At 53.1% G+C, this 21,199-nt stretch carries 21 protein-coding genes; 12 read left to right on the top strand and 9 right to left on the bottom strand.

The features are described from left to right. Nucleotides 1-379 precede the first annotated feature (379 nt). From aroP to ACQE3Z_RS15535, 3 genes are all read left to right on the top strand, one after another. Nucleotides 380-1,735 carry an aromatic amino acid transporter AroP gene (gene aroP, locus ACQE3Z_RS15545; protein ID WP_426974487.1) on the top strand — a complete coding sequence of 452 codons (1,356 nt, stop codon included), beginning with the start codon at nucleotides 380-382 and terminating at the stop codon, nucleotides 1,733-1,735. A gap of 165 nt (nucleotides 1,736-1,900) precedes the next feature. Continuing rightward, entirely contained in the window at nucleotides 1,901-3,316 is a 1,416-nt protein-coding gene (locus ACQE3Z_RS15540; RefSeq protein ID WP_426974557.1) for a glycoside-pentoside-hexuronide (GPH):cation symporter, read from the top strand. Then, on the top strand, nucleotides 3,313-4,287 hold the full coding sequence (locus tag ACQE3Z_RS15535; protein WP_426974486.1) for a glycoside hydrolase family 43 protein: 975 nt from the start codon (nucleotides 3,313-3,315) through the stop codon (nucleotides 4,285-4,287). The genes ACQE3Z_RS15540 and ACQE3Z_RS15535 overlap by 4 nt, the downstream gene beginning before the upstream one ends. Here ACQE3Z_RS15535 and ampE read toward each other — a convergent pair. Continuing rightward, nucleotides 4,258-5,112: a beta-lactamase regulator AmpE gene (ampE, locus tag ACQE3Z_RS15530; protein WP_426974485.1), complete on the bottom strand. Its 855-nt coding sequence runs from the start codon at nucleotides 5,110-5,112 to the stop codon at nucleotides 4,258-4,260. The genes ACQE3Z_RS15535 and ampE overlap by 30 nt on opposite strands. Further along, nucleotides 5,109-5,684, bottom strand: coding sequence for a 1,6-anhydro-N-acetylmuramyl-L-alanine amidase AmpD (gene ampD, locus ACQE3Z_RS15525; protein ID WP_426974484.1), 576 nt, complete (start codon nucleotides 5,682-5,684; stop codon nucleotides 5,109-5,111). Before ampD ends, ampE begins: the two co-directional genes overlap by 4 nt. Nucleotides 5,685-6,030: 346 nt before the next feature. Here ampD and nadC point away from each other — a divergent pair, with 346 nt between their 5' ends. The 4 genes from nadC to hofC all read left to right on the top strand — a co-directional run bounded on the left by nadC (nucleotide 6,031) and on the right by hofC (nucleotide 10,123). After that, nucleotides 6,031-6,921, top strand: a complete 891-nt coding sequence (nadC, locus tag ACQE3Z_RS15520; RefSeq protein WP_426974483.1) for a carboxylating nicotinate-nucleotide diphosphorylase — start codon at nucleotides 6,031-6,033, stop codon at nucleotides 6,919-6,921. A gap of 193 nt (nucleotides 6,922-7,114) precedes the next feature. Next, nucleotides 7,115-7,555, top strand: a complete 441-nt coding sequence (ppdD, locus tag ACQE3Z_RS15515) for a prepilin peptidase-dependent pilin (RefSeq protein WP_426974482.1) — start codon at nucleotides 7,115-7,117, stop codon at nucleotides 7,553-7,555. After that, nucleotides 7,555-8,931: a type II secretion system protein GspE gene (gspE, locus tag ACQE3Z_RS15510; RefSeq protein WP_426974556.1), complete on the top strand. Its 1,377-nt coding sequence runs from the start codon at nucleotides 7,555-7,557 to the stop codon at nucleotides 8,929-8,931. Before ppdD ends, gspE begins: the two co-directional genes overlap by 1 nt. After that, nucleotides 8,924-10,123 carry a protein transport protein HofC gene (gene hofC / locus ACQE3Z_RS15505; RefSeq protein ID WP_426974481.1) on the top strand — a complete coding sequence of 400 codons (1,200 nt, stop codon included), beginning with the start codon at nucleotides 8,924-8,926 and terminating at the stop codon, nucleotides 10,121-10,123. The genes gspE and hofC overlap by 8 nt, the downstream gene beginning before the upstream one ends. On the opposite strand, the gene ACQE3Z_RS15500 is transcribed toward hofC, so the two are convergent. Beyond that, nucleotides 10,120-11,160, bottom strand: a complete 1,041-nt coding sequence (locus ACQE3Z_RS15500) for a GMP reductase (protein WP_426974480.1) — start codon at nucleotides 11,158-11,160, stop codon at nucleotides 10,120-10,122. The genes hofC and ACQE3Z_RS15500 overlap by 4 nt on opposite strands. A 240-nt stretch (nucleotides 11,161-11,400) precedes the next feature. Here ACQE3Z_RS15500 and coaE point away from each other — a divergent pair, with 240 nt between their 5' ends. The 3 genes from coaE to yacG are packed head-to-tail and all read left to right on the top strand — an operon-like array spanning nucleotide 11,401 to nucleotide 12,977. Next, nucleotides 11,401-12,012 (top strand): dephospho-CoA kinase, encoded by a 612-nt coding sequence (gene coaE / locus ACQE3Z_RS15495; RefSeq protein ID WP_426974479.1) that lies wholly within the window; start codon nucleotides 11,401-11,403, stop codon nucleotides 12,010-12,012. Nucleotides 12,013-12,016: 4 nt separating this feature from the next. Further along, entirely contained in the window at nucleotides 12,017-12,760 is a 744-nt protein-coding gene (gene zapD / locus ACQE3Z_RS15490; protein WP_426974478.1) for a cell division protein ZapD, read from the top strand. Between the two features lie 10 nt (nucleotides 12,761-12,770). Next, a complete protein-coding gene (gene yacG / locus ACQE3Z_RS15485; RefSeq protein WP_085067994.1) occupies nucleotides 12,771-12,977 on the top strand; it encodes a DNA gyrase inhibitor YacG in 207 nt (68 codons plus the stop codon). A gap of 27 nt (nucleotides 12,978-13,004) precedes the next feature. On the opposite strand, the gene mutT is transcribed toward yacG, so the two are convergent. After that, on the bottom strand, nucleotides 13,005-13,403 hold the full coding sequence (gene mutT / locus ACQE3Z_RS15480; RefSeq protein WP_426974477.1) for an 8-oxo-dGTP diphosphatase MutT: 399 nt from the start codon (nucleotides 13,401-13,403) through the stop codon (nucleotides 13,005-13,007). A 480-nt stretch (nucleotides 13,404-13,883) separates the two neighbouring features. Between mutT and ACQE3Z_RS15475 the strand changes: the two genes are divergently transcribed. Both ACQE3Z_RS15475 and ACQE3Z_RS15470 read left to right on the top strand, forming a co-directional pair. Then, nucleotides 13,884-14,180, top strand: a complete 297-nt coding sequence (locus ACQE3Z_RS15475) for a hypothetical protein (protein ID WP_426974476.1) — start codon at nucleotides 13,884-13,886, stop codon at nucleotides 14,178-14,180. Between the two features lie 155 nt (nucleotides 14,181-14,335). Then, nucleotides 14,336-14,524 carry a hypothetical protein gene (locus ACQE3Z_RS15470; RefSeq protein ID WP_426974475.1) on the top strand — a complete coding sequence of 63 codons (189 nt, stop codon included), beginning with the start codon at nucleotides 14,336-14,338 and terminating at the stop codon, nucleotides 14,522-14,524. Between the two features lie 241 nt (nucleotides 14,525-14,765). On the opposite strand, the gene ACQE3Z_RS15465 is transcribed toward ACQE3Z_RS15470, so the two are convergent. The 5 genes from ACQE3Z_RS15465 to ftsZ all read right to left on the bottom strand — a co-directional run bounded on the left by ACQE3Z_RS15465 (nucleotide 14,766) and on the right by ftsZ (nucleotide 21,185). Beyond that, nucleotides 14,766-15,221 (bottom strand): Hcp family type VI secretion system effector, encoded by a 456-nt coding sequence (locus ACQE3Z_RS15465; RefSeq protein WP_426974474.1) that lies wholly within the window; start codon nucleotides 15,219-15,221, stop codon nucleotides 14,766-14,768. A gap of 210 nt (nucleotides 15,222-15,431) precedes the next feature. Then, entirely contained in the window at nucleotides 15,432-18,137 is a 2,706-nt protein-coding gene (gene secA, locus ACQE3Z_RS15460) for a preprotein translocase subunit SecA (protein ID WP_426974473.1), read from the bottom strand. Nucleotides 18,138-18,214: 77 nt separating this feature from the next. Beyond that, nucleotides 18,215-18,724: a secA translation cis-regulator SecM gene (secM, locus tag ACQE3Z_RS15455; RefSeq protein ID WP_250651829.1), complete on the bottom strand. Its 510-nt coding sequence runs from the start codon at nucleotides 18,722-18,724 to the stop codon at nucleotides 18,215-18,217. Between the two features lie 285 nt (nucleotides 18,725-19,009). After that, entirely contained in the window at nucleotides 19,010-19,927 is a 918-nt protein-coding gene (lpxC, locus tag ACQE3Z_RS15450; RefSeq protein WP_085072222.1) for a UDP-3-O-acyl-N-acetylglucosamine deacetylase, read from the bottom strand. 100 nt (nucleotides 19,928-20,027) lie between these two features. After that, nucleotides 20,028-21,185: a cell division protein FtsZ gene (ftsZ, locus tag ACQE3Z_RS15445; RefSeq protein WP_085068000.1), complete on the bottom strand. Its 1,158-nt coding sequence runs from the start codon at nucleotides 21,183-21,185 to the stop codon at nucleotides 20,028-20,030. Nucleotides 21,186-21,199 lie beyond the last annotated feature (14 nt).

The raw sequence follows: 21,199 nt of genomic DNA, 5'->3' as shown, positions 1-21,199 counted from the left end.
GTTATTTCCGGTGGGATGCTAAATATCGCCGCTAATTTTTACCAAACCTTACACAGATTTAGATCCGAATCTCATTTTATGTCATAAGCGAAAGCTATTCGTCTTTATTCGAATTAAATGGCACAAAAAAGAAATTCTGGCGTGACGGCAGCAACGTTTTTTATGGCGCGCTGCGTACCGGCAGAGAAAGCAGGTGCATTCGGGCGCGCTTAACATTATTCTTGGCGTCGGGGTAGCATCGCAGGCAATTTGCACTAACCCAAACTGTAAAATAAACAATACAAAAAGCGTAACGGTATAAATACAAGCGTACCGTCTGTCTGCGGGCATTACAGCGCCAACTCTTCAGGGAAGGCGAAGAACTAACACGAGGGTTTTTATGGAACAACAGCAGGGCGATACGCTGAAGCGCGGATTAAAAAACCGTCATATTCAGCTGATTGCATTGGGCGGTGCCGTGGGTACTGGCCTGTTTCTGGGAATCGGGCAAACCATTCAGATGGCCGGGCCATCGGTCTTATTAGGCTATGCCATCGGCGGTTTTATCGCGTTTCTGATTATGCGTCAGCTGGGCGAAATGGTGGTGGAAGAGCCGGTTGCCGGATCCTTTAGCCACTTCGCCTATAAATACTGGGGCAACTTTGCAGGCTTCGCTTCTGGCTGGAACTATTGGGTGCTGTATGTGCTGGTTGCAATGGCTGAACTCACGGCTGTCGGCAAGTACATTCAGGTCTGGTGGCCTGACTTTCCCTCGTGGGCCACTGCCGCTGTGTTCTTCGTTCTGATAAACGCCATCAACATGACCAACGTAAAAGTTTACGGTGAGATGGAGTTTTGGTTCGCCATTATTAAAGTTGTCGCGGTTGTTGGCATGATCCTGTTTGGCGGCTGGCTGCTGCTGAGCGGTCAGGGCGGCCCGCAGGCTTCGGTCAGCAACATCTGGGCGCAGGGCGGCTTTTTCCCGCACGGCATTAGCGGGCTGGTTATGGCGATGGCGGTGATTATGTTCTCGTTCGGCGGTCTGGAGCTGGTCGGCATTACCGCCGCTGAAGCGGATGATCCGTCGAAAAGCATTCCGCGTGCCACTAACCAGGTGATCTACCGCATCCTTATTTTCTATATCGGTTCGCTGGCGGTGCTGCTGTCGCTCTATCCGTGGGTCAAGGTGGTTGGCGAAAGCAGTCCGTTCGTGATGATTTTTCACGACCTTGGTGAAACGCTGGTGGCCAACGTGTTGAACGTGGTGTTTCTGACGGCGGCGCTCTCGGTCTATAACAGCTGCGTCTACAGCAACAGCCGTATGCTTTATGGCCTGGCGAAACAGGGCAGCGGCCCGCAGGCGCTGCTGAAGGTCGACCGTCGCGGCGTTCCTTATGTTGCGCTGGGCGTATCGGCGCTGGCTACGGCGATTTGCGTACTGATTAACTATTTGATGCCGGGCGAAGCCTTCGGCCTGCTGATGGCGCTGGTGGTTTCTGCTCTGGTGATTAACTGGGCGATGATCAGTCTGGCGCATCTGAAATTCCGTAGAGCGAAAGATCGTCAGGGCGTGCAGACCCGTTTCCGCGCCATTCTCTATCCGGCCGGTAACTGGATCTGTTTGGTGTTTCTGGCCGCGATTCTGGTGATTATGCTGATGACGCCGGGCATGGCGATCTCCGTCTGGCTTATTCCGGTCTGGCTGGTAGTGTTGGCGATGGGTTACGCCATCAAAAACCGATCGCAGCGAAGCTGATAATTTACCGGGCGCATAAGCGCCCGGTTTTGTTTGCGCCAATAGTTACGCTCTTCACACTTTTCTCTTCGCAGTTATTTTGTCCATCTTGATGACCAACCTGTATTAGTGCCCGCAATCGTTAAGCCGTAATAATCATTCCAGTGCTCACAGGAGAATAAAATGATGAAAGGCTCTGCGCTTCCTTTTAGAGAAAAGCTGGGTTACGGCATGGGCGACGCTGGCTGTAATATGATTGGCGGCGCCATTATGCTGTTCCTTAGCTACTTCTATACCGATGTCTTTGGCCTGTCGCCTGCGCTGGTCGGCGTGTTACTGCTTTCCGTACGCGTATTGGATGCGGTAACCGATCCTCTGATGGGCGCGATCGCCGATCGCACCCAAAGCCGCTGGGGCCGCTTTCGTCCCTGGCTGCTGTGGGTATCAGTTCCGTATGTAGTATTTAGCGTACTGATGTTTACCACGCCGGACTGGAGTTATGAATACAAGGTGGTCTACGCCTTTGTCACCTACTTCCTGATGTCGCTGGCCTACACGGCAATTAATATTCCCTACTGCTCGCTGGGCGGCGTCATTACTAACGATCCCCATGAACGCGTTTCCTGCCAGTCTTACCGGTTTGTAATGGTTGGCATCGCGACGCTAATCTTGTCGCTTACCCTGTTACCGATGACCGAGTGGTTCGGCGGCGGCGATCGGGCGCGGGGCTATCAGATGGCGATGGGCGTAATGGCCATTATCGGACTGCTGATGTTCCTTTACTGCTTCGCTACCGTGCGCGAGCGTATTCGCCCTGCTGTGCCGAGCAATGACGACCTGAAAAACGACCTGCGCGATGTCTGGAAAAACGACCAGTGGGTGCGAATTTTGCTGTTGACCTTTTGTAACGTATGTCCGGGCTTTATTCGCATGGCGGCCACCATGTATTACGTGACCTGGGTGATGGGTCAATCCACCCACTTCGCTACGCTGTTTATCAGTCTTGGCGTGGTTGGCATGATGATCGGCAGCACGCTGGCGAAGGTCATGACCGACCGCTGGTGTAAGCTGAAAGTCTTTTTCTGGACCAACATCGCGCTGGCTATTTTTTCCTGCGGCTTTTATTTCCTTAATCCACAGGCCACGGTGCTGGTTACCCTGATGTATTTTCTGCTCAATATCCTGCACCAAATTCCCTCTCCGCTGCACTGGTCGCTGATGGCGGATGTAGATGACTATGGCGAATGGAAAACCGGCAAGCGTATTACCGGCATCAGCTTCTCCGGGAATCTCTTCTTCCTGAAGGTCGGTCTGGCGGTAGCCGGGGCGATGGTAGGTTTCCTGCTCTCATTTTATGGCTATGATGCGGGCGCTAAGCAGCAGGGCAGCAGCGCGCTGAACGGTATTGTGTTGCTGTTCACCGTGATCCCCGGCATCGGTTATTTGATTACCGCAGGCGTGGTTCGCCTGTTAAAAGTCGATCGTCATTTAATGCAAACCATTCAGCAGGATCTGGCGAAACGGCGTGAAAACTATCGTGAGCTGAGCGCGCTGCGCGAAGGCAATGCTTTTGATATTAAACCAGAAGGAACGGCATCATGACTCAGTGGCCCAACCCGTTAATTGAACAACGCGCGGACCCCTTTATTTTACGCTACGAGGATCGCTACTACTTTATCGCCTCCGTTCCTGAATACGATCGCCTTGAGCTACGCTGCGCCGACACCCTCGTCGATCTTGCCGCAGCGCAGCCGGTGGTAGTGTGGCGTAAGCCTGATGTCGGTCCGATGAGCGCATTAATCTGGGCACCGGAGATTCATCATATCGATGGGCAATGGGTGATCTACTTCGCCGCAGCACCAACGCGCGAGATTAAAGAAGGTCTGTTTCAGCATCGGATGTACGCCCTGACCTGTGATGATGCCGATCCGTTAAGCGGCAACTGGCAGGAGCGTGGTCGTATCCGCACTCCTATCGACAGCTTCTCGCTGGATGCCACCACCTTTCATCATCAGGGCAAACAGTGGTATTTGTGGGCGCAAAAGGATCCGGCAATCCCGGGTAACTCAAACCTTTATCTGGCAGAGCTGGAGAATCCCTGGACGCTAAAAGGCAAGCCGGTGATGCTCAGCCGTCCTGAATATGAATGGGAATGTGCCGGCTTTAGCGTCAACGAAGGGCCAGCGGTAATTCGTCACGGCAACCGACTGTTTGTGAGCTATTCAGCCAGCGCAACGGATGAAAATTACTGCCTGGGGCTGCTGTGGATCGATGTGGATGACGACCCAATGCAACCAGCCAACTGGAACAAATCAGCCCGACCGGTTTTTTCCACCAGCTGGGAAAACCAGCAGTATGGACCGGGCCACAACAGCTTTACCGTAGATGAGGCGGGTAACGATCTGCTGGTCTATCACGCACGCAACTATACGGAAATTGAAGGCGATCCGCTGTGGGATCCGAACCGCCATACGCGCATTAAAGATATTCGCTGGGATGCTAACGGCATGCCTGACTTCGGCGTGCCGCCAGCCGATACGCTGCTAAACCAGCGTGCCGTAAATAGTCAGTAACGCGACTACGACCACGATCACCAGCGAGACCTTTTTGGCCAGCGCCACGGCTATCCGTGGCGTTTCCACGCTGTCCCACCGCTCGTCGCGCTCCAGCGAATACTGCGCCAGATGCGTTAACACCTGATACTGCGGGCGACGTAGGTCGCTCAGCACAGCAAACCAGGCCGGCAGCGCCCGCTCGCCATGTCCCAGCAGTGCATAAGCCGCACCAGCCAGCCGAACCGGTATCCAGTCGACCCAGTGCAGAATACGGTCGATCCCGGAGCGGGCACGCTCAAGCGGCGTATGGTGCTTTGCCAGCCAGCTCTGCCATGCACGCAGAAAAGCGTAACCCACCAGCAGCACCGGCCCGTAAGCACCGCCAACTACAAACCAGAACAGCGGCGCCAGATAAAAACGGTAATTGATCCACAGCAGCGCGTTTTGCAGCTCCTTCAACGTTTCCTGCTGGTTGCACTCCACCGGCATGCCGTGAATCAGCGTCAGCTCTTCCGCCATCGCGCTACAGGCATTGGCATCGCCATGACTGGCCGCCTTCAGATAAGCATGGTAATGCAGCCGCACCGAGCCCGCGCCGATACACAGTATGCCAATCAGGATCCAGAACAGCAGTTGTACCATGCCAAAAAACAGTCCGCGCAGCGACAGAATCACCACCAAAACCACCAGCATCACCACCAGCGTCATGGCAATGGTTCGCCAGAGTGAAAAGTGACGGCGTTGACGGAAAAAAGGCTCCAGTCGATGGTCAAGCTGCCAGTGTTCGCTCATTTTAAACAGGCGCTCCCAACCTAAAACCAGTAACAAGGAAAAAAGCGTCATGCATTCCGCTCCGGTAAATGTAAGCTGGCGGCTTCCGGCAAGCCGCGCAGAAAGCGAGCCCAGTCAAATGCCGGGCCAGGATCGGTTTTACGCGCCGGTGCAATATCACTGTGCCCGGTAATTTGCGCAGGTGTAATCGGATAATGCTGCATCAGCAGATGCGTCAGGGCCTGTAAAGCCTGATACTGCGCGTCGCTGTAGGCCAGCGTATCGGTGCCTTCGAGTTCAATGCCAATCGAGAAATCATTGCAGTTATCGCGGCCCTGCCAGCAGGAGATACCTGCATGCCAGGCGCGCTTATCGAAAGGAACATACTGCACGATTTCCCCATCGCGTCGAATCAGGCAGTGGGCCGCCACGCGCAGATGCGCAATATTGGCAAACCAGGGATGTGCCTCAGGGTCGAGCGTGCCGGTAAACAAAGCATCAATCCACGGGCCGCCAAACTCGCCGGGCGGCAGGCTGATGTTATGCACCACCAGCAGGCTGGGAGCCTCTCCCTGCGGGCGAATATTGAAATGCGGCGACGGCACATGGCGAACGCCCATTAGCCAGCCATCTTTTAACTCCATGCCTGGGTCTCCTGTTCGTTTTTTTCCACAGCCTAACATGAATTTGTCACTCTCTTTACATTCCTTGTGCCACTGTTAAAAACAGGTCTCCAGCGCCGGTAGGGAGACATCAGTTAACAGGTGCCGTCCGGTAACCGACAGGCCTTTTGTGGGCAGGTTAAAGAGAACATTTACCGTTTCCTTTGCAACCAATTTATTCACCAATACCCTGGCGATAACAAAAGCGCCACCATAAAAACCTTTGTAGCAAAATTGTTTAGTGCACTAAACTTTTTCACGCTCTACTGGTGCCAGCCAGCCGTCCAGGCTACATTAAGCCCACACTAAAAACCATGACGGGAACCCTATGACACAGCGACGTTATAATCCAGAGAGCCGACGGGCGGCGCTGCTTTCACGTATCGAAGATGACATTCCAGGTAGCGTAGAGCAAGCATTACGCGAAGATCTCGGCGGCGAAATTAATGCAGATAATGATATTACCGCCAGTCTGCTGCCTGCCGATAAACAGGCACAGGCCACCGTTATCACGCGGGAAGCCGGTGTTTTCTGTGGTAAACGCTGGGTAGAAGAAGTGTTTATTCAGTTGGGCAATCAGGCGCAGCTAACCTGGCATGTTGCTGACGGTGACACCATTGAGCCGGAACAAAAACTTTTTGACGTTGCCGGTCCGGCGCGCCTGTTGCTTACCGCTGAGCGTACCGCGCTTAATTTCGTACAAACGCTTTCCGGCACCGCCAGCGAAGTAAAGCGCTATGTCACGCTGCTGGAAGGCACACAAACCCGGCTGTTGGATACGCGCAAAACCCTGCCAGGCCTGCGTACTGCCCTGAAGTATGCGGTTTTATGCGGCGGCGGCGAGAACCATCGCCTGGGCTTATCCGACGCCTTTCTGATCAAAGAGAACCATATTATCGCCAGCGGCTCGATTCGCCAGGCGGTTGAAAAAGCGCTCTGGCTTCACCCGGATGTGCCGGTTGAGGTAGAAGTGGAAACGCTGGATGAGCTGGCGCAGGCGTTGGCCGCCGGGGCCGATATTGTGATGCTGGATAATTTTACCGTTGAGCAAATGCGCGAAGCGGTAAATATCAACCAGAGCCGCGCGCTGCTGGAGGTTTCCGGCAATGTTACCGACCAGACGTTACGCCTGTTTGCAGAAACCGGCGTTGATTATATTTCGGTTGGCGCCCTGACCAAACATGTCCGCGCGCTGGACCTTTCAATGCGTTTTCATTAATTCCGCCTGTGGCGCCAGGTTTGCGCGCCACCTTCCCTCAGCCAGATATGCGATCCCGCTTCCAGCCTGCGAGCCATCCAGAGTAACAAACTCATCTTTTTTCCAGTCCTGCTTCCTGTTTGTTTGTCCCGTTCTCGCCTCGCCTTGCTCTGTAAATTAACGTCTGCCGGGTTATCAACATGGAGGGTTACATATGCAACAACAGGGTTTTACGCTAATTGAGCTGATGATTGTTATTGGGATCGTCGCCATACTCAGCGCTATCGGCATGCCGGCTTACCAGAGCTATCTGCAAAAGGCAGCCCTTACCGATATGCTGCAAACCATGCTGCCTTATAAAACGGCGGTTGAGCTTTGCGCCGTTGAGCATGGCGCAACGTCTGGCTGTAGCGCGGGCAGCAATGGCGTTCCCACCGCGAAGGGCTCGCGCTATGTCTCTGCGGTAAGTGTGGCATCTGGCACCATTAAGCTGACCGGACAGGAGAGCCTGAATGGCCTGACCGTAACGCTGACGCCGCAGTGGCAAAGCAATGAGGGCCAGATGAACTGGCAACGCAGCTGTGACAGCAGTAACGGCAGCCTGAAAGATAACTGTCGCGCTGTTTTCCGCTTTGATGATATTGAGAATCCATGATGAGAGAGCCAGAAAGCAATCTGCGCGAGCTATGTCGTCAATATCAGGCGGTGCTGCTCAATGAAGACGAGAAAACCATTACCGTTGCGCTGGCTGGAGTGCCCTCTGCCGAGATGCTGGAAGCGCTGCATTTCACCAGCCAGCGGCGCGTGCAAACCGAACGCTGGCCGCAGGCGCGACTGGAGCAATATCTTCAGTCAGAGGGCGACAACGCAGAAAAAGCGCAGGAGCCGATTACGCCACTGGTCAATCATCTCCTGTTGCAGGCTTTTCAACGCCGCGCGTCAGATATTCATATTGAACCCTGTGCTACAGGTATGCGGGTTCGGCTGCGTATTGATGGAGTGCTGCAGCCGCTGCAAAACATTAGCGAAACCCAGCAGGCGGCGCTGATCGCTCGCCTTAAAATTCTTGGCAACCTTGATATCGCCGAACGACGACTGCCGCAGGATGGACAATTTACCCTGCAGCTGCAGGGCTTACAGGCAGCTTTTCGGCTTTCGACCCTGCCCGTGCGTACAGGAGAAAAAGCGGTGATCCGCCTGCTGCAAAGCGAAGCGCAGGATCTGGCGCTGGACAAGCTGGGTATGCCGCCGGATGCCCTTGCCCATTTTCGCCACGCGCTGGCCCAGCCGCAGGGCTTGATTCTGGTTACCGGCCCTACCGGCAGCGGCAAAACCTTTACGCTTTACAGCGGGTTACACGCGCTGAATCAGCCGGGAAGAAACGTGTGCAGCGTTGAGGATCCGGTGGAGATTCCCCTGCCGGGCGTTAACCAGACGCAAATTAACCCGCGTGCCGGACTCGATTTTCAATGCGTATTGCGCGCCCTGCTGCGCCAGGATCCTGATGTTATTATGCTGGGTGAAATCCGTGATGCGGAAAGCGCCGGGATTGCGGTTAAGGCGGCGCAAACCGGTCATCTGGTGCTATCCACGTTGCACACTAACTCCACGACAGAAACGCTGACCCGACTGGGGCAAATGGGCATTCCAGGCTATCTGCTGGCCTCAGCGCTGCGCCTGGTCATTGCGCAGCGTCTGGTGCGCCGTCTTTGCCCGCACTGCCGCGCTCCGGCAGAAACCCTCCACGATTTGCCTGAGCAGAACAGGACTGGCCCACTGCAGACCTGGCAGGCGGTGGGCTGCGATCACTGCTTCTCTGGCTATTATGGCCGGCTGGCGCTGTTTGAAATGCTTCCCATAAACAGTGAGTTACAAACGGCTATTGCCGGAAACGCCAGTAGCGAAGCCTTAATTCTGCTGGCTCAGCGACAACAGCTTAACAGTCTGTTTATTGAAGGGCTGAACGCAGTCAATCGGGGAGAGACCTCACTGGCGGAGGTTTATCGGGTAATAGGTGTCGGCCATGGCTAACTGTCGTCTCTGGCACTGGCAGGCGATGAATCAGCAAGGCGAAATCGTTGCGGGAAGCTGGCTGCTGTCGGAAGAGCAGCAAATTATGGCCATTATGGCGCAGCAGCATCTCCTGCCGCTTTCCTGTAAACGCGGCAGATATTACCGCTCAAGAGACTGGAAAACGCCGCAAAAAATTGCGTTGATGCATCAGTTGGCAACGCTGTTAAAAGCGGGCTTAACGCTTTCCGTGGGGCTGCATCTGTTAAGCGAAGGCGAGACGCATGCTGGCTGGCGCGCCCTGCTGCTGGCGTTGCAGGAAGAAGTAGCGCAGGGAACACCTTTTTCTGCCGCGCTGGCAAAGTGGCCGATGATCTTCCCGCCGCTCTATGCGGCCCTGATGCAGGTTGGCGAGCTGACCGGTCAGTTGGATCGCTGCTGTTTACAGTTGGCGAGCCAACAGGAGCGGCAGTTGCGCTTACATAAAAAGGTCGTGACCGCATTGCGTTATCCAGGATTTATTTTACTGGTTGCCCTGACGGTGGCGCTTGGCATGCTGTTACTGGTGCTGCCGGAGTTCGTGGCTATTTATCATGCGTTTAATGCGCCGCTGCCCGCGTTTACCGCCGCCGTGCTGGCTCTCTCCGCCGCGCTGCAACGGCTGTTTGTTCCGCTGGCGCTCGCTATAGCGTGCCTGTTTGCCGCATGGCGCTATCTGCGTCAACATCGGCCCGGCTGGCAACGTCGTGAACAACGCTGCCTGTTGCGTACGCCTCTGCTGGCAACCTTATGGCGTGGGAGCCTGCTTAGCCAGATATTTACTACCCTCACTTTAACGCAGCAGGCAGGGCTGCCCTTGCTGCAAGGGCTTCAGGCGGTTGAAGATACCCTCACGCCGTTACTGTGGCGCGAAGCAATGCAGCAGCTACAGAGAAAGATTGCTGACGGTACCCAGCTACATCAAGCGATTGCGGATAGCACGCTTTTTACGCCGCTTTGTCGTCAACTGATAAAGGTAGGTGAGGAAGCCGGGGCGCTGGATAACCTGCTGGCACGCCTGGCGCAGTGGCATGAAAACCAGACGCATGAACTGGCGGATACGCTGGCAGCGACGCTGGAACCGGTAATGATGATCATTACCGGTTCCATTGTCGGAACGCTGGTGGTTGCAATGTACCTGCCCATCTTTAACCTGGGCGAGGTGATTGGTTAGCGGTTAAAAACGCGGTTTTCCTGCTCCGCTACGCGAATAAAAGTCGTGCGCTTCGTCAGCTCTTTTAGCCGCTCCGCGCCCACGTAAGTACAAGCGGAACGCAGGCCGCCCAGAATATCGCGCGCCGTTGCCTCTACCGGGCCGCGCAACGGGAGCTTAACCGTCTTGCCTTCGGCGGCGCGATACTCCGCTACGCCGCCAACGTGGCGCTTCATAGCGGATTCAGAACTCATGCCATAAAACAGCATGAATTTTTCACCGTTTTCTTCCACTACGCGCCCTTCGCATTCATCATGCGCGGCCAGCATGCCGCCGAGCATCACGAAATCTGCGCCGCCGCCGAAAGCTTTCGCCACATCGCCCGGCACTGAACAGCCGCCATCGCTGACAATTTGCCCGCCCAGACCATGAGCGGCATCGGCACATTCAATCACCGCCGACAGCTGCGGATACCCTACGCCGGTTTTTACCCGCGTGGTGCACACCGAGCCGGGGCCAATCCCTACTTTCACGATATCCGCACCCGAGAGAATCAGCTCTTCGACCATTTCACCGGTCACCACATTACCGGCACAGATGGTTTTATCCGGGCAGGCTTCGCGTGCGCGCTGCAGGAATTGTACGAAATGTTCAGAATAGCCGTTGGCCACATCGATACAGATAAATTTGAGTGCGGGAGAAAGCGCCAGTATCGCCTGCAGTTTAGTGAAGTCCGCATCCGAGGTTCCGGTGGATACCATGACATGCTGCAGTACCTGTTCAGGCACGCGTTGAACAAAGGCACGCCACTCATCAACGCTGTAGTGTTTATGCACCGCAGTCAGGATATCAAAGCTGGCCAGCACTTCCGCCATGCGAAAGGTGCCCACGGTATCCATATTGGCGGCAATGATGGGAATACCAGACCAGGCGATGCCGGAGTGTTTAAAAGTAAACTCACGGCTCAGCTCCACCTGCGAGCGGCTTTTCAGAGTAGAACGCTTGGGACGAATCAGCACATCTTTAAAACCAAGCTTTAGATCTTCTTCAATACGCATAACATCATTCCTGGGTTTTTGGCGACGATCTGACGATCGGGTGCTGCTGCCAGCTCCAGTGACGTTATCATACGCGCTAAAAACGCGCGTACAAGACTGCGAAAATGGCTTTAATTACGCTACAATCCCGTAAATTTACCTGAAGATAGTTAATGTGATCGCCACGGCAAAATTTATAGCTGTCGCTAGCGGTTAATCGCAGGCAACCAGGTGTTTACAGGCGAAGCAGGAACTGAACAGATGTCTTATACAGTCGCGCTGACCGGTGGAATCGGCAGTGGAAAAAGTACCGTTGCTGCCGCCTTTGCCGGGCATGGCGTGGAAATTATTGATGCGGACATTATTGCCCGTCAGGTAGTAGAACCAGGCCAGCCCGCATTGCAGGAAATTGCGACGCGCTTTGGTCCAACGATTCTCCATGCGGACGGTACGCTAAATCGCGCCGCGCTGCGTCAGACTATCTTTAACTCCCCGGCTGAGAAAGCCTGGTTAAATCAGTTATTACATCCACTTATCCATGCCGAGACGCGCCGACAGCTGGCGGCAGTCCGCTCGCCCTGGTGCTTATGGGTGGTGCCGCTGCTGGTAGAAAACCGGTTGGAAAAACTGGCCGATCGGGTACTGGTGGTTGACGTTGAGCCTGAGGTTCAGATTCAACGAACCATGGCCCGCGACCAGATCACGCGCGAACAGGCTGAAAAAATCATTGCAGCCCAGGCCACGCGTGCGGCGCGGCTGGCCGTAGCGGATGACATTATTGAAAACAGCGGGCAACCTCACAAAGTGTTGCCGCTGGTCGCCGAACTGAATCAGCGCTATCTGGCGCTGGCCGGAGCGATAAAACAGGATTAACAGCATGAGCAAAATCGTTCTTTTTGAACACCCGTTAAATGAGAAAATGCGTACCTGGCTAAGAATTGAGTTTTTGCTCCAGCAGCTGCAGGCCAGTATCAATATCACCAGTCACCTTACCGCTCTGACATTTTTCCGCAACATCAGTGAGCTGTTGGATGTTTTTGAACGTGGAGAGCTGCGTACCGAGATCCTTAAAGAGCTGGAGCGCCAGCAACAAAAACTGCTGGCCTGGAGCGATGTCCCGGGCGTGGATATCCAGCGTGTAGAAGCGCTGCGTCAGCAGCTAAAATCACGCGCCAGCGAGCTAATGGCTGCGCCGCGTATTGGTCAGGCCTTACGAGAAGATCGCCTTATTGCGCTGGTGCGTCAGCGTTTAAGCATTCCCGGCGGCTGCTGCAGTTTTGATTTGCCAACGCTCCATGTCTGGCTGCATCTTGATCAGTCGTTGCGGGATACGCAGGTCGCCAGCTGGATGGAAACGTTGGATCCGCTACGCCAGGCATTGTTTATGATTCTGGAGCTGATCCGCCAGTCCGGCGTTTTCCGCCATCAGACCAGCCTGAACGGCTTTTATCAGGATAACGCTGAAGGTGCCGATTTGCTGCGCCTGCAGCTACCGCTGGAAGTCAGTCTGTACCCGCAGGTTTCGGGCCATAAAACCCGTTATGCGATTCGTTTTTTACCGCTCGACAGCGAACGTGGCGAAATTCCGGCACGTCTCGATTTCGAGTTGGCCTGTTGTTAGAGGTGTAATGATGAACAATGATGTGACTACCGTCGCCTGCCCAACCTGCGGCAAGGCGGTTATCTGGGGTGAACAGAGCCCGTTTCGGCCTTTCTGCTGTAAACGCTGTCAGCTTATCGATTTAGGCGAATGGGCTGCTGAAGAGAAACGTATCGCCAGCAGTAACGATCTGTCAGACAGCGATGACTGGAGCGAAGAGGATATTCCCCGTCATTAATTGTCAGGGCAGCAAAGCTGCCTCTGATTACGGGCGCGCCTCGGCCAGCAGGCGCGCAACCAGCTTGTGATTGGCTGGCGGAAATTCGTCAGCAATCAGCTCACGCTGTGGCACCCAACGCTGCGGCTGCCCTTCCCGTCCCCACGGCTCGCCTTGCCACTGTTCAACCAGAAAGAAGTGCAGCGTGACGCGCACATCCTGGTAGGTATGATCGGCATTGCCAAATGCGGTAGCCGCGATGACGGCAATGCCGGTTTCTTCCAGCAGCTCACGCTTCAGTGCCTGCTCAGGCGTTTCGCCTGGCTCGATTTTGCCGCCCGGGAACTCCCACATATTCGCCATATGGGAATTGGCCGGACGACGCGTCAGAAAGATTTCCTGCTGCGCATTACGGATGATGCCAACAGCTACCTGAAGATGTTTCATTTTCGCATCCTTGTTAATGGAATGAAGGGCAGTATAGCTTGATTTTGTTACGCTTTATACCGTTCCGGCTGCGGATACGAGCGGCTCATCTCGCCTCTCCACCGCCCTGTTCTTTGCGCTTTCTGTTATTTAACGCCACGCCAGAACAGGCCTTGTTAACAGGTCAATTAATGCGCAACTGTTTTCAAGCGGTTATAATGCCAGCGTTTGTTTTATTATGGATGATAAACAATGAATGCTTCGCTTTATTTAAAACGGCAATTACTCGCCGAGAGGAAAATAGCGCAATCGCTGGAAAAAGGGATGCGAGCATCCTTTATTTCGGCGGAGTAAACGCTGGATGATATTTATCATGGCGCGGAGCGTATCTCCTGGTACTCAAGCTGCTTTATCGAGAAGCATCATGATGTTTGCCAGCAGCTAAAAACGGAAGATGTGAGGATGTGTAAAGCCTTACTGTCACTTTACAAAAGAAAGGATGTGATCGCCGAACTATTTCAATATTACATTGATTATGTTTTACAAAACATGGAAGTTGAGCAGGCTAAAGTTATTGCGTTAAAGACATTCGGCTTTAATACAGAGAGGCTTACCGCAAAAACAACTAATAAAGCACTGGCTTACTCATTAGCGAAAGGAGTTTCTGAATCTCTTGTTATTAGTGCCACCGTAAGAAGCGTATTAAACACAACGGCTTTTAGTGGTTTCAGCATTATTCAATTTTATGGCAAATCTCAAAAATCAGCCTTAGCTGCGCGTCGATTGATAGTATTGTAGCCAAAATTTTATAACATTCTCTATCTCTATCAGGCAAATATAGAAATGCTTTATATCTATGTTGAACCGGTTCTCTATAAAACAATCACAGAAATAAAGGCGTTACCTGATCCCCACCTGGAAGATATCATTGATATTTTAAGAATGAGTGTTTCATGATAAAGTTTTTAAAAAAAGCACTTTTAGAATTTGTTTTACTGGAAACCGCTCCCATTATTGCTATTATCTTGCTTGGCGTTTTCTTCTCTGCATATTTCCCCGAACATTGGTGGAAACTGATGCTACTTAGCATTATGTTTGTTTATTACTTTTTCATAAAGTTATTTACCCCTCTGGATAAGTAAATGACTATTTTCTAATTAAAGCGATAGCATAATTCGCACAAGACCATAATTAACGTTCAAAACTCTAAAAACAGGGCTATTGGCCCATTGATGTATTTTATCTTTTTTATATTAATCATAATAGTATCTGTTTTATTACTGCCAGTTGCAGGAGGAAATTAACAATAGTAACTATCCCAGCACTCTGTTGTTACTGGGCCGATTTACATATGTGATCAAATAAGAGGCGATGTCCTTCTGCTCAAAAAACAGAATGATGATTTTTAATATCCCAGCCGTAGCGGGTTTCCGCGCCTTTGCCGCCTTTGGCCGTCTGCTCCCAGTACTGCATTTTCACCGTATCCGCTTCAAACTGATATTCTATGCTGCCCAGATCGTCACCGTCATTTAACACCACCTGAGCGACAAATACATTCTCCAGCGTAATACGATAGTATTCGATACCACCAGAACCCGCTTTACAGGCTGACAGCTCTACTTTACGGATCCTGCTGCCGTTAGATGCATAAAGCAGCAGCGTTGGTGTGGCTTTATCTATCAGCGCATGGACCGTTAAATTTCTATACTCAACCAGGGCATTGCCTGCGGCACTTCGGCGGTTTCCCCAATTATGGGAAAGTACATCGATCCAGCCTGCGTGATGTGCGTCCTGTGATTCACCAGCTACGTGTTCAACTTTGAGATAAAGACTGCTCATAACTCTGCCATCCTTAAGCGGTTATACTCTGAGCAGGCGAGTATAGCTTTCCTGATTTTTAAAATCTTTAACGGTTCAGTTAATTACGCTGCTGATTTACAAAGATTTTTCACCAGCAAGATATTAAAAATTTCTTAGATCGCGGCGCTACCAACTAATGCACCCAATAAAAAAGGGAGCCTTTTGGCTCCCTTTTCGCATTCGCGTCTATCAGGCCAGGCGGCCGTGACACTGCTTGTATTTTTTACCGGAACCACATGGGCAAGGATCGTTACGTCCAACCTTACGCTCGCCGGTTTCAGCAGCCAGTGCGGCGGCCGCTTCCGTAGCATCATCAACGTGGCTTAACTGCTGCTGCTGTGCCAGACGCTCTGCATCTTCACGGCGCTGTGCTTCCATCGCCTCGACTTCTTCCGGCATACGCACCTGTACTTTGCTCAGGGTGCTGATCACTTCATATTTCAGTGATTCCAGCATGGCAGCAAACATAGCGAAAGATTCACGCTTGTACTCCTGCTTCGGATCCTTCTGTGCGTAGCCGCGCAGATGAATACCCTGACGTAAATAGTCCATCGCCGCCAGATGCTCTTTCCACAGCGAATCCAGCGTTTGCAGCATGACGCCTTTTTCAAAGCTGCGCATCATCTCGGCGCCGACCACTTCTTCTTTACGCTGATATTCTTCTTTCGCCTGCGTCATAATACGCTCGCGCAGCGTTTCCTCATGCAACTCAGGCTCTTTATCCAGCCACTGGCGAATCGGCATATCCAGATCGAAATCGTTTTTCAGGCGCTCTTCCAGCCCGGCAACATCCCACATCTCTTCCAGCGACTGCGGCGGAATATAGCTGTCGATGGTGGACTTAAATACGTCCTCGCGAATGCTGTTGATGGTTTCGCTAACGTCAGCCACGTCCAACAGTTCATTACGCTGTGAGTAAATAGCACGACGCTGATCGTTGGCAACATCATCATATTCCAGCAGCTGCTTACGAATATCAAAGTTGCGGCTTTCCACTTTACGTTGCGCGTTGGCAATGGCCTTGGTAACCCAGGGGTGCTCAATGGCTTCGCCCGGCTTCATCCCCAGCTTACGCATCATATTCGATACGCGATCGGAGGCGAAAATACGCATCAGCGCATCTTCCATCGACAGATAGAAACGGGATGAACCCTGGTCGCCCTGACGGCCTGAACGGCCGCGCAGCTGGTTATCGATACGACGCGACTCATGGCGCTCAGTACCGATAATATGCAGGCCGCCCGATGCCAGTACCGCATCATGACGCGCTTTCCAGGCCGTCTTAATGGCAGCAATCTGCTCTTCGGTCGGGTTTTCCAGCGCAGCAACTTCTGCCTGCCAGCTACCGCCCAGCATAATGTCAGTACCACGACCCGCCATGTTGGTGGCGATGGTCACCGCGCCCGGCTGACCAGCCTGCGCCACGATATCTGCCTCACGCGCGTGGAACTTCGCGTTCAGTACATTGTGCTTGATACCGGCACGCGTCAGCTCGTTAGATACCACTTCCGATTTTTCGATCGAAATCGTACCAACAAGGATCGGCTGACCGTTGGCGGTACGCTCACGAATATCCTCAATGATCGCATCGATCTTCTCTTTCTCGGTCATGTAGACCAGATCGGGCAGATCCTTACGCACCATCGGGCGGTTGGTGGGGATAACAATCGTATCCAGTTTGTAGATAGAGCTAAATTCAAACGCTTCGGTATCCGCTGTACCGGTCATCCCGGCCAGCTTCTCATACAAGCGGAAGTAGTTCTGGAAAGTGATCGAGGCCAGCGTCTGGTTTTCATTCTGAATCTCAACGCCTTCTTTCGCTTCAATCGCCTGATGCAAGCCATCTGACCAGCGGCGGCCCTGCATAGTACGGCCGGTATGCTCATCGACGATAACCACTTCGCCGTCTTTAACGATGTAGTCAACGTCACGCGTGAACAGCACATGCGCACGCAGGGCAGCAGTAACGTGGTGCATCAGCATGATATTGGTCGGCGAGTAGAGTGATTCGCCTTCCGCCATAATGCCTTCCTGCACCATCAGCTCTTCAATAGCGACCAGACCACGTTCGGTCAGGTGTACCTGACGGGCTTTTTCATCTACCGAGAAATGGCCTTCGCCCTGGAAAGTGTCAGAATCTTCTTTCTCCTGACGGATCAGGTTCGGGATGATTTTGTTTACTTTGATATAAAGTTCAGAGCTGTCTTCTGCCGGGCCGGAGATAATCAGCGGCGTACGCGCTTCATCGATAAGAATGGAGTCCACCTCATCCACCAGCGCATAGTGCAGTTTACGCTGAACGCGCTCTTCCGGGCTGAACGCCATGTTATCGCGCAGATAGTCAAAGCCATATTCGTTATTGGTGCCGTAAGTAATATCGGCGGCGTAGGCTTCACGCTTGGCGGGCGCGGGCATGCCCGGCAGGTTGATGCCCACTGACAGACCAAGGAACTCAAACAGCGGACGGTTGTTTTCCGCGTCGCGCTGCGCCAGATAATCGTTGACGGTCACCACGTGTACGCCTTTACCGCTCAGCGCATTCAGATAAGCAGGCAGCGTCGCGGTCAGGGTTTTACCTTCACCGGTGCGCATTTCAGCGATACAGCGATCGTTCAGTACCATGCCGCCAATCAGCTGCACGTCAAAGTGGCGCATGCCGAATACGCGCTTGCTCGCCTCGCGAACGGTGGCAAAGGCTTCCGGGAGCAGGCTGTCCAGCTCTTCGCCTTTTTCCAGACGAGCGCGAAACGCCTGGGTTTTCGCTTTCAGTTCATCATCAGAGAGCTTTTCGAAATCGGGCTCCATCTTGTTGATGATTTCTACCGTTTTACGCATGCGGCGCAGCGTACGGTCGTTACGACTGCCAAATACCTTGGTTAACAACTTAGTTAGCATAATAAATACATTCTCATTTTTACCGCCGTGTTTGCGGTTCATTTTTTTATAGTATATGGATTAGGACTGCTCAGGCTTCAGCTGAGAATGTAAGGTCCGGCGCGGATACCCTGTACCTGGGCCAGCCAGATGCCGATATGATAATCTGGCGTAACAGAAACGGCAGGTTGTTGCGTATGGCGGATAATAACCGGCTGACGCGGCTCGTGCGTGAGCAGTGCGTTAAGCGTATCTAACAGCGCCATTTTCTGCACGGCGAGCGGCAGGGTCTCTTCCGCATCAGGCAGATTTTGTGGCGTAAGCGCAAAGGAGAGGTGGCGAATGACGGTGCGGATCGCATGCTGATGCCAGTAATCCACGCTGAAGTTGGCGCGACGGACATTCCCCTGCAGCAGCACAAGATTATCAACCCGTACAGCGCTACCGGTAATCAGTTTTTTCGCTGTGGCTTCAGGGCGACTATTTTGTTCAGCATTCTGGGCGTGCGCAGCAGGCAGGCCAAGGCTTGCCGCCACCATGCCAAATAACAGATGCGGCCAAAAGTAACGCCTGCCTAATTGTCGCCAACGGTGAAAAATAGCGATCACAACGGTTTCCGTCTGGCAGGTAGCGACCTGCCCTTCTTCAATGAATAATTAGCGGCTTTGTTCCATCTGGCGTATCAGGCCGGTTGCCGCCTTTAGCAAGGGCAAATCTTATCATCATTGCGTGCGTTAAACATCAGATCGTAGCGGGAGGAGAAGAAAAGAGCGACAGTCTGAACGACAACGGCGCAAATAATGCGCACCGCAATGCAGAAACAAAAACGACTGGCTTTGCTGGCCGGAGAGAGTGAGCCAACGCTACCAGTCGTTTTAAAAGGTTATAGCCTGTTAAGCCAGAACCAGATTTGTTGCCTTGAACGCCACCGGCAGTTCAGCTTCGTCTTCAAAGGTCGCCCATTCCCAGGCTTCCTGTTTCGCCAGCACCGCCTGCAGCAGTTTATTGTTCAGCGCATGGCCTGATTTGTAAGCGGAAAACGCACCTACAATATTATGGCCGCACATGAACAGGTCACCGATAGCATCCAGCATTTTATGGCGAACAAATTCATCTTCGAAGCGTAAACCTTCTTCGTTCAGTACGCGGAAATCGTCTAAGCCTATCGCGCAATCTAAACTACCGCCCAGGCACAGGCCTTTGGACTGCAGGTATTCGATTTCACGCATAAAGCCGAAGGTTCGCGCACGGCTGATCTGACGCATGAACGCTTCCGTAGAGAAATTCAGCTGATAACGCTGTGAGCTGGAATCAATCGCCGGGTGTTTAAAGTCAATGGTGAAATCGAGTGAGAAACCGTTATAGGGTTTGATCTCAGCCCATTTGTCGCCATCTTCAACACGCACAGCCTGTTTAACACGCACGAATTTCTTCGCGCTGTTCAGCTCTTCAACGCCCGCGTCAACCAGCAGGTAGACGAAAGGCGCGGCGCTGCCGTCCATAATCGGCACTTCAGGCGCATTCACTTCGACAATGATATTGTCGATGCCAAGGCCAGCCAGCGCGGCGTTCAGGTGCTCTACGGTGGAAATACGTACGCCTTCATCATTCACCAGGCAAGTACTTAGCATGGTGTCGCGCACGAATTTTGCATCAGCCGGGAAATCAACCGGTGGATTCAAGTCAGTGCGACGATAGATGACCCCGGTATTAGCCGGCGCAGGGCGTAACGTCAGAGAGACTTTCTTGCCGGTATGCAAACCGACGCCAGTCGCCTGAACAATACGTTTTAATGTCCGTTGTTTGATCATCGTATTATCTCGCAAAATCATCATCCGACCGTCAGTCTATATCACTGACGGGCGAATATTTTAGCACAAAGAGCGGAGAATCCCAATTCTCGGGTTATTCCTAATCCGCCTGCTTGCGCAGGAAAGCAGGAATATCCAGGTAGTCAGGCTCTTTGCCAGGCTGCGAGCTTTGATCGTTGACCACTTTCGCAGCGGGCTTTTGCTCTTGCGGCAGCGGAGACATGCCGTGCTGCTGATAGCGATGATCCATTACCGGTTGGCTGCTTGCCTGCTTGTTGGTTACCAGGGTGATTTCCGGACGTTTGTCCATGCCAATCCCGGTAGCCACCACGGTAACACGCAGTTCATCGTTCATTTCCGGATCCAGAGAAGTACCGATAACCACGGTAGCATTATCAGATGCGAAAGCACGAATCGTGTTACCTACGGTCTCGAACTCATCCAGACGCAGGTCGAAACCAGCGGTGATGTTTACCAGCACGCCGCGAGCACCGGAAAGATCGATATCTTCCAGCAGCGGGCTGGAAATAGCCATTTCTGCCGCTTCTTCAGCGCGATCTTCACCACAGGCCACGCCGGAACCCATCATGGCATAACCCATTTCGGACATCACGGTACGCACGTCGGCGAAGTCGACGTTCATCAGACCCGGACGGGTGATCAGCTCGGCAATACCCTGTACCGCGCCTTTCAGTACGTCGTTAGCCGCACCAAACGCATCCAGCAGTGAAATGCCACGGCCCAACACTTTTAACAGCTTATCGTTGGGGATGGTGATCAGTGAATCAACGTGCTTGGAAAGCTCGGCGATGCCCTGCTCGGCAAACGCCATACGCTTTTTGCCTTCAAAGTTGAACGGCTTGGTCACCACCGCAACGGTCAGAATGCCTAACTCTTTCGCGACTTCAGCCACGACCGGCGCTGCACCAGTACCGGTACCGCCGCCCATGCCGGCTGCGATAAAGACCATGTCCGCGCCGTCCAGCGCAGAACGCAGCGCTTCACGATCTTCTTCTGCAGAAGTACGCCCTACTTCAGGGTTCGCGCCTGCACCCAGACCTTTAGTAATGTTGGTACCGATTTGGATAGTCTGGCCAACTGCAGTTTTGCGCAACGCCTGCGCGTCCGTATTCACCGCGAAGAACTCAACGCCTTCGATACGCTCGCGGACCATATGCTCGACGGCGTTGCCACCGCCCCCGCCGACGCCGATGACTTTAATCACCGCGTCGTTGGTTAATTCCATAGGTTCAAACATAATTTCTCTCCGTT

This window comes from Pantoea sp. FN0307, assembly GCF_050113815.1.
In the GTDB taxonomy this organism is placed as follows: domain Bacteria; phylum Pseudomonadota; class Gammaproteobacteria; order Enterobacterales; family Enterobacteriaceae; genus Mixta; species Mixta alhagi.
The sequence above is the reverse complement of the archived record's forward strand: the minus strand, read 5'-3'. Positions and strand labels throughout refer to the sequence as shown.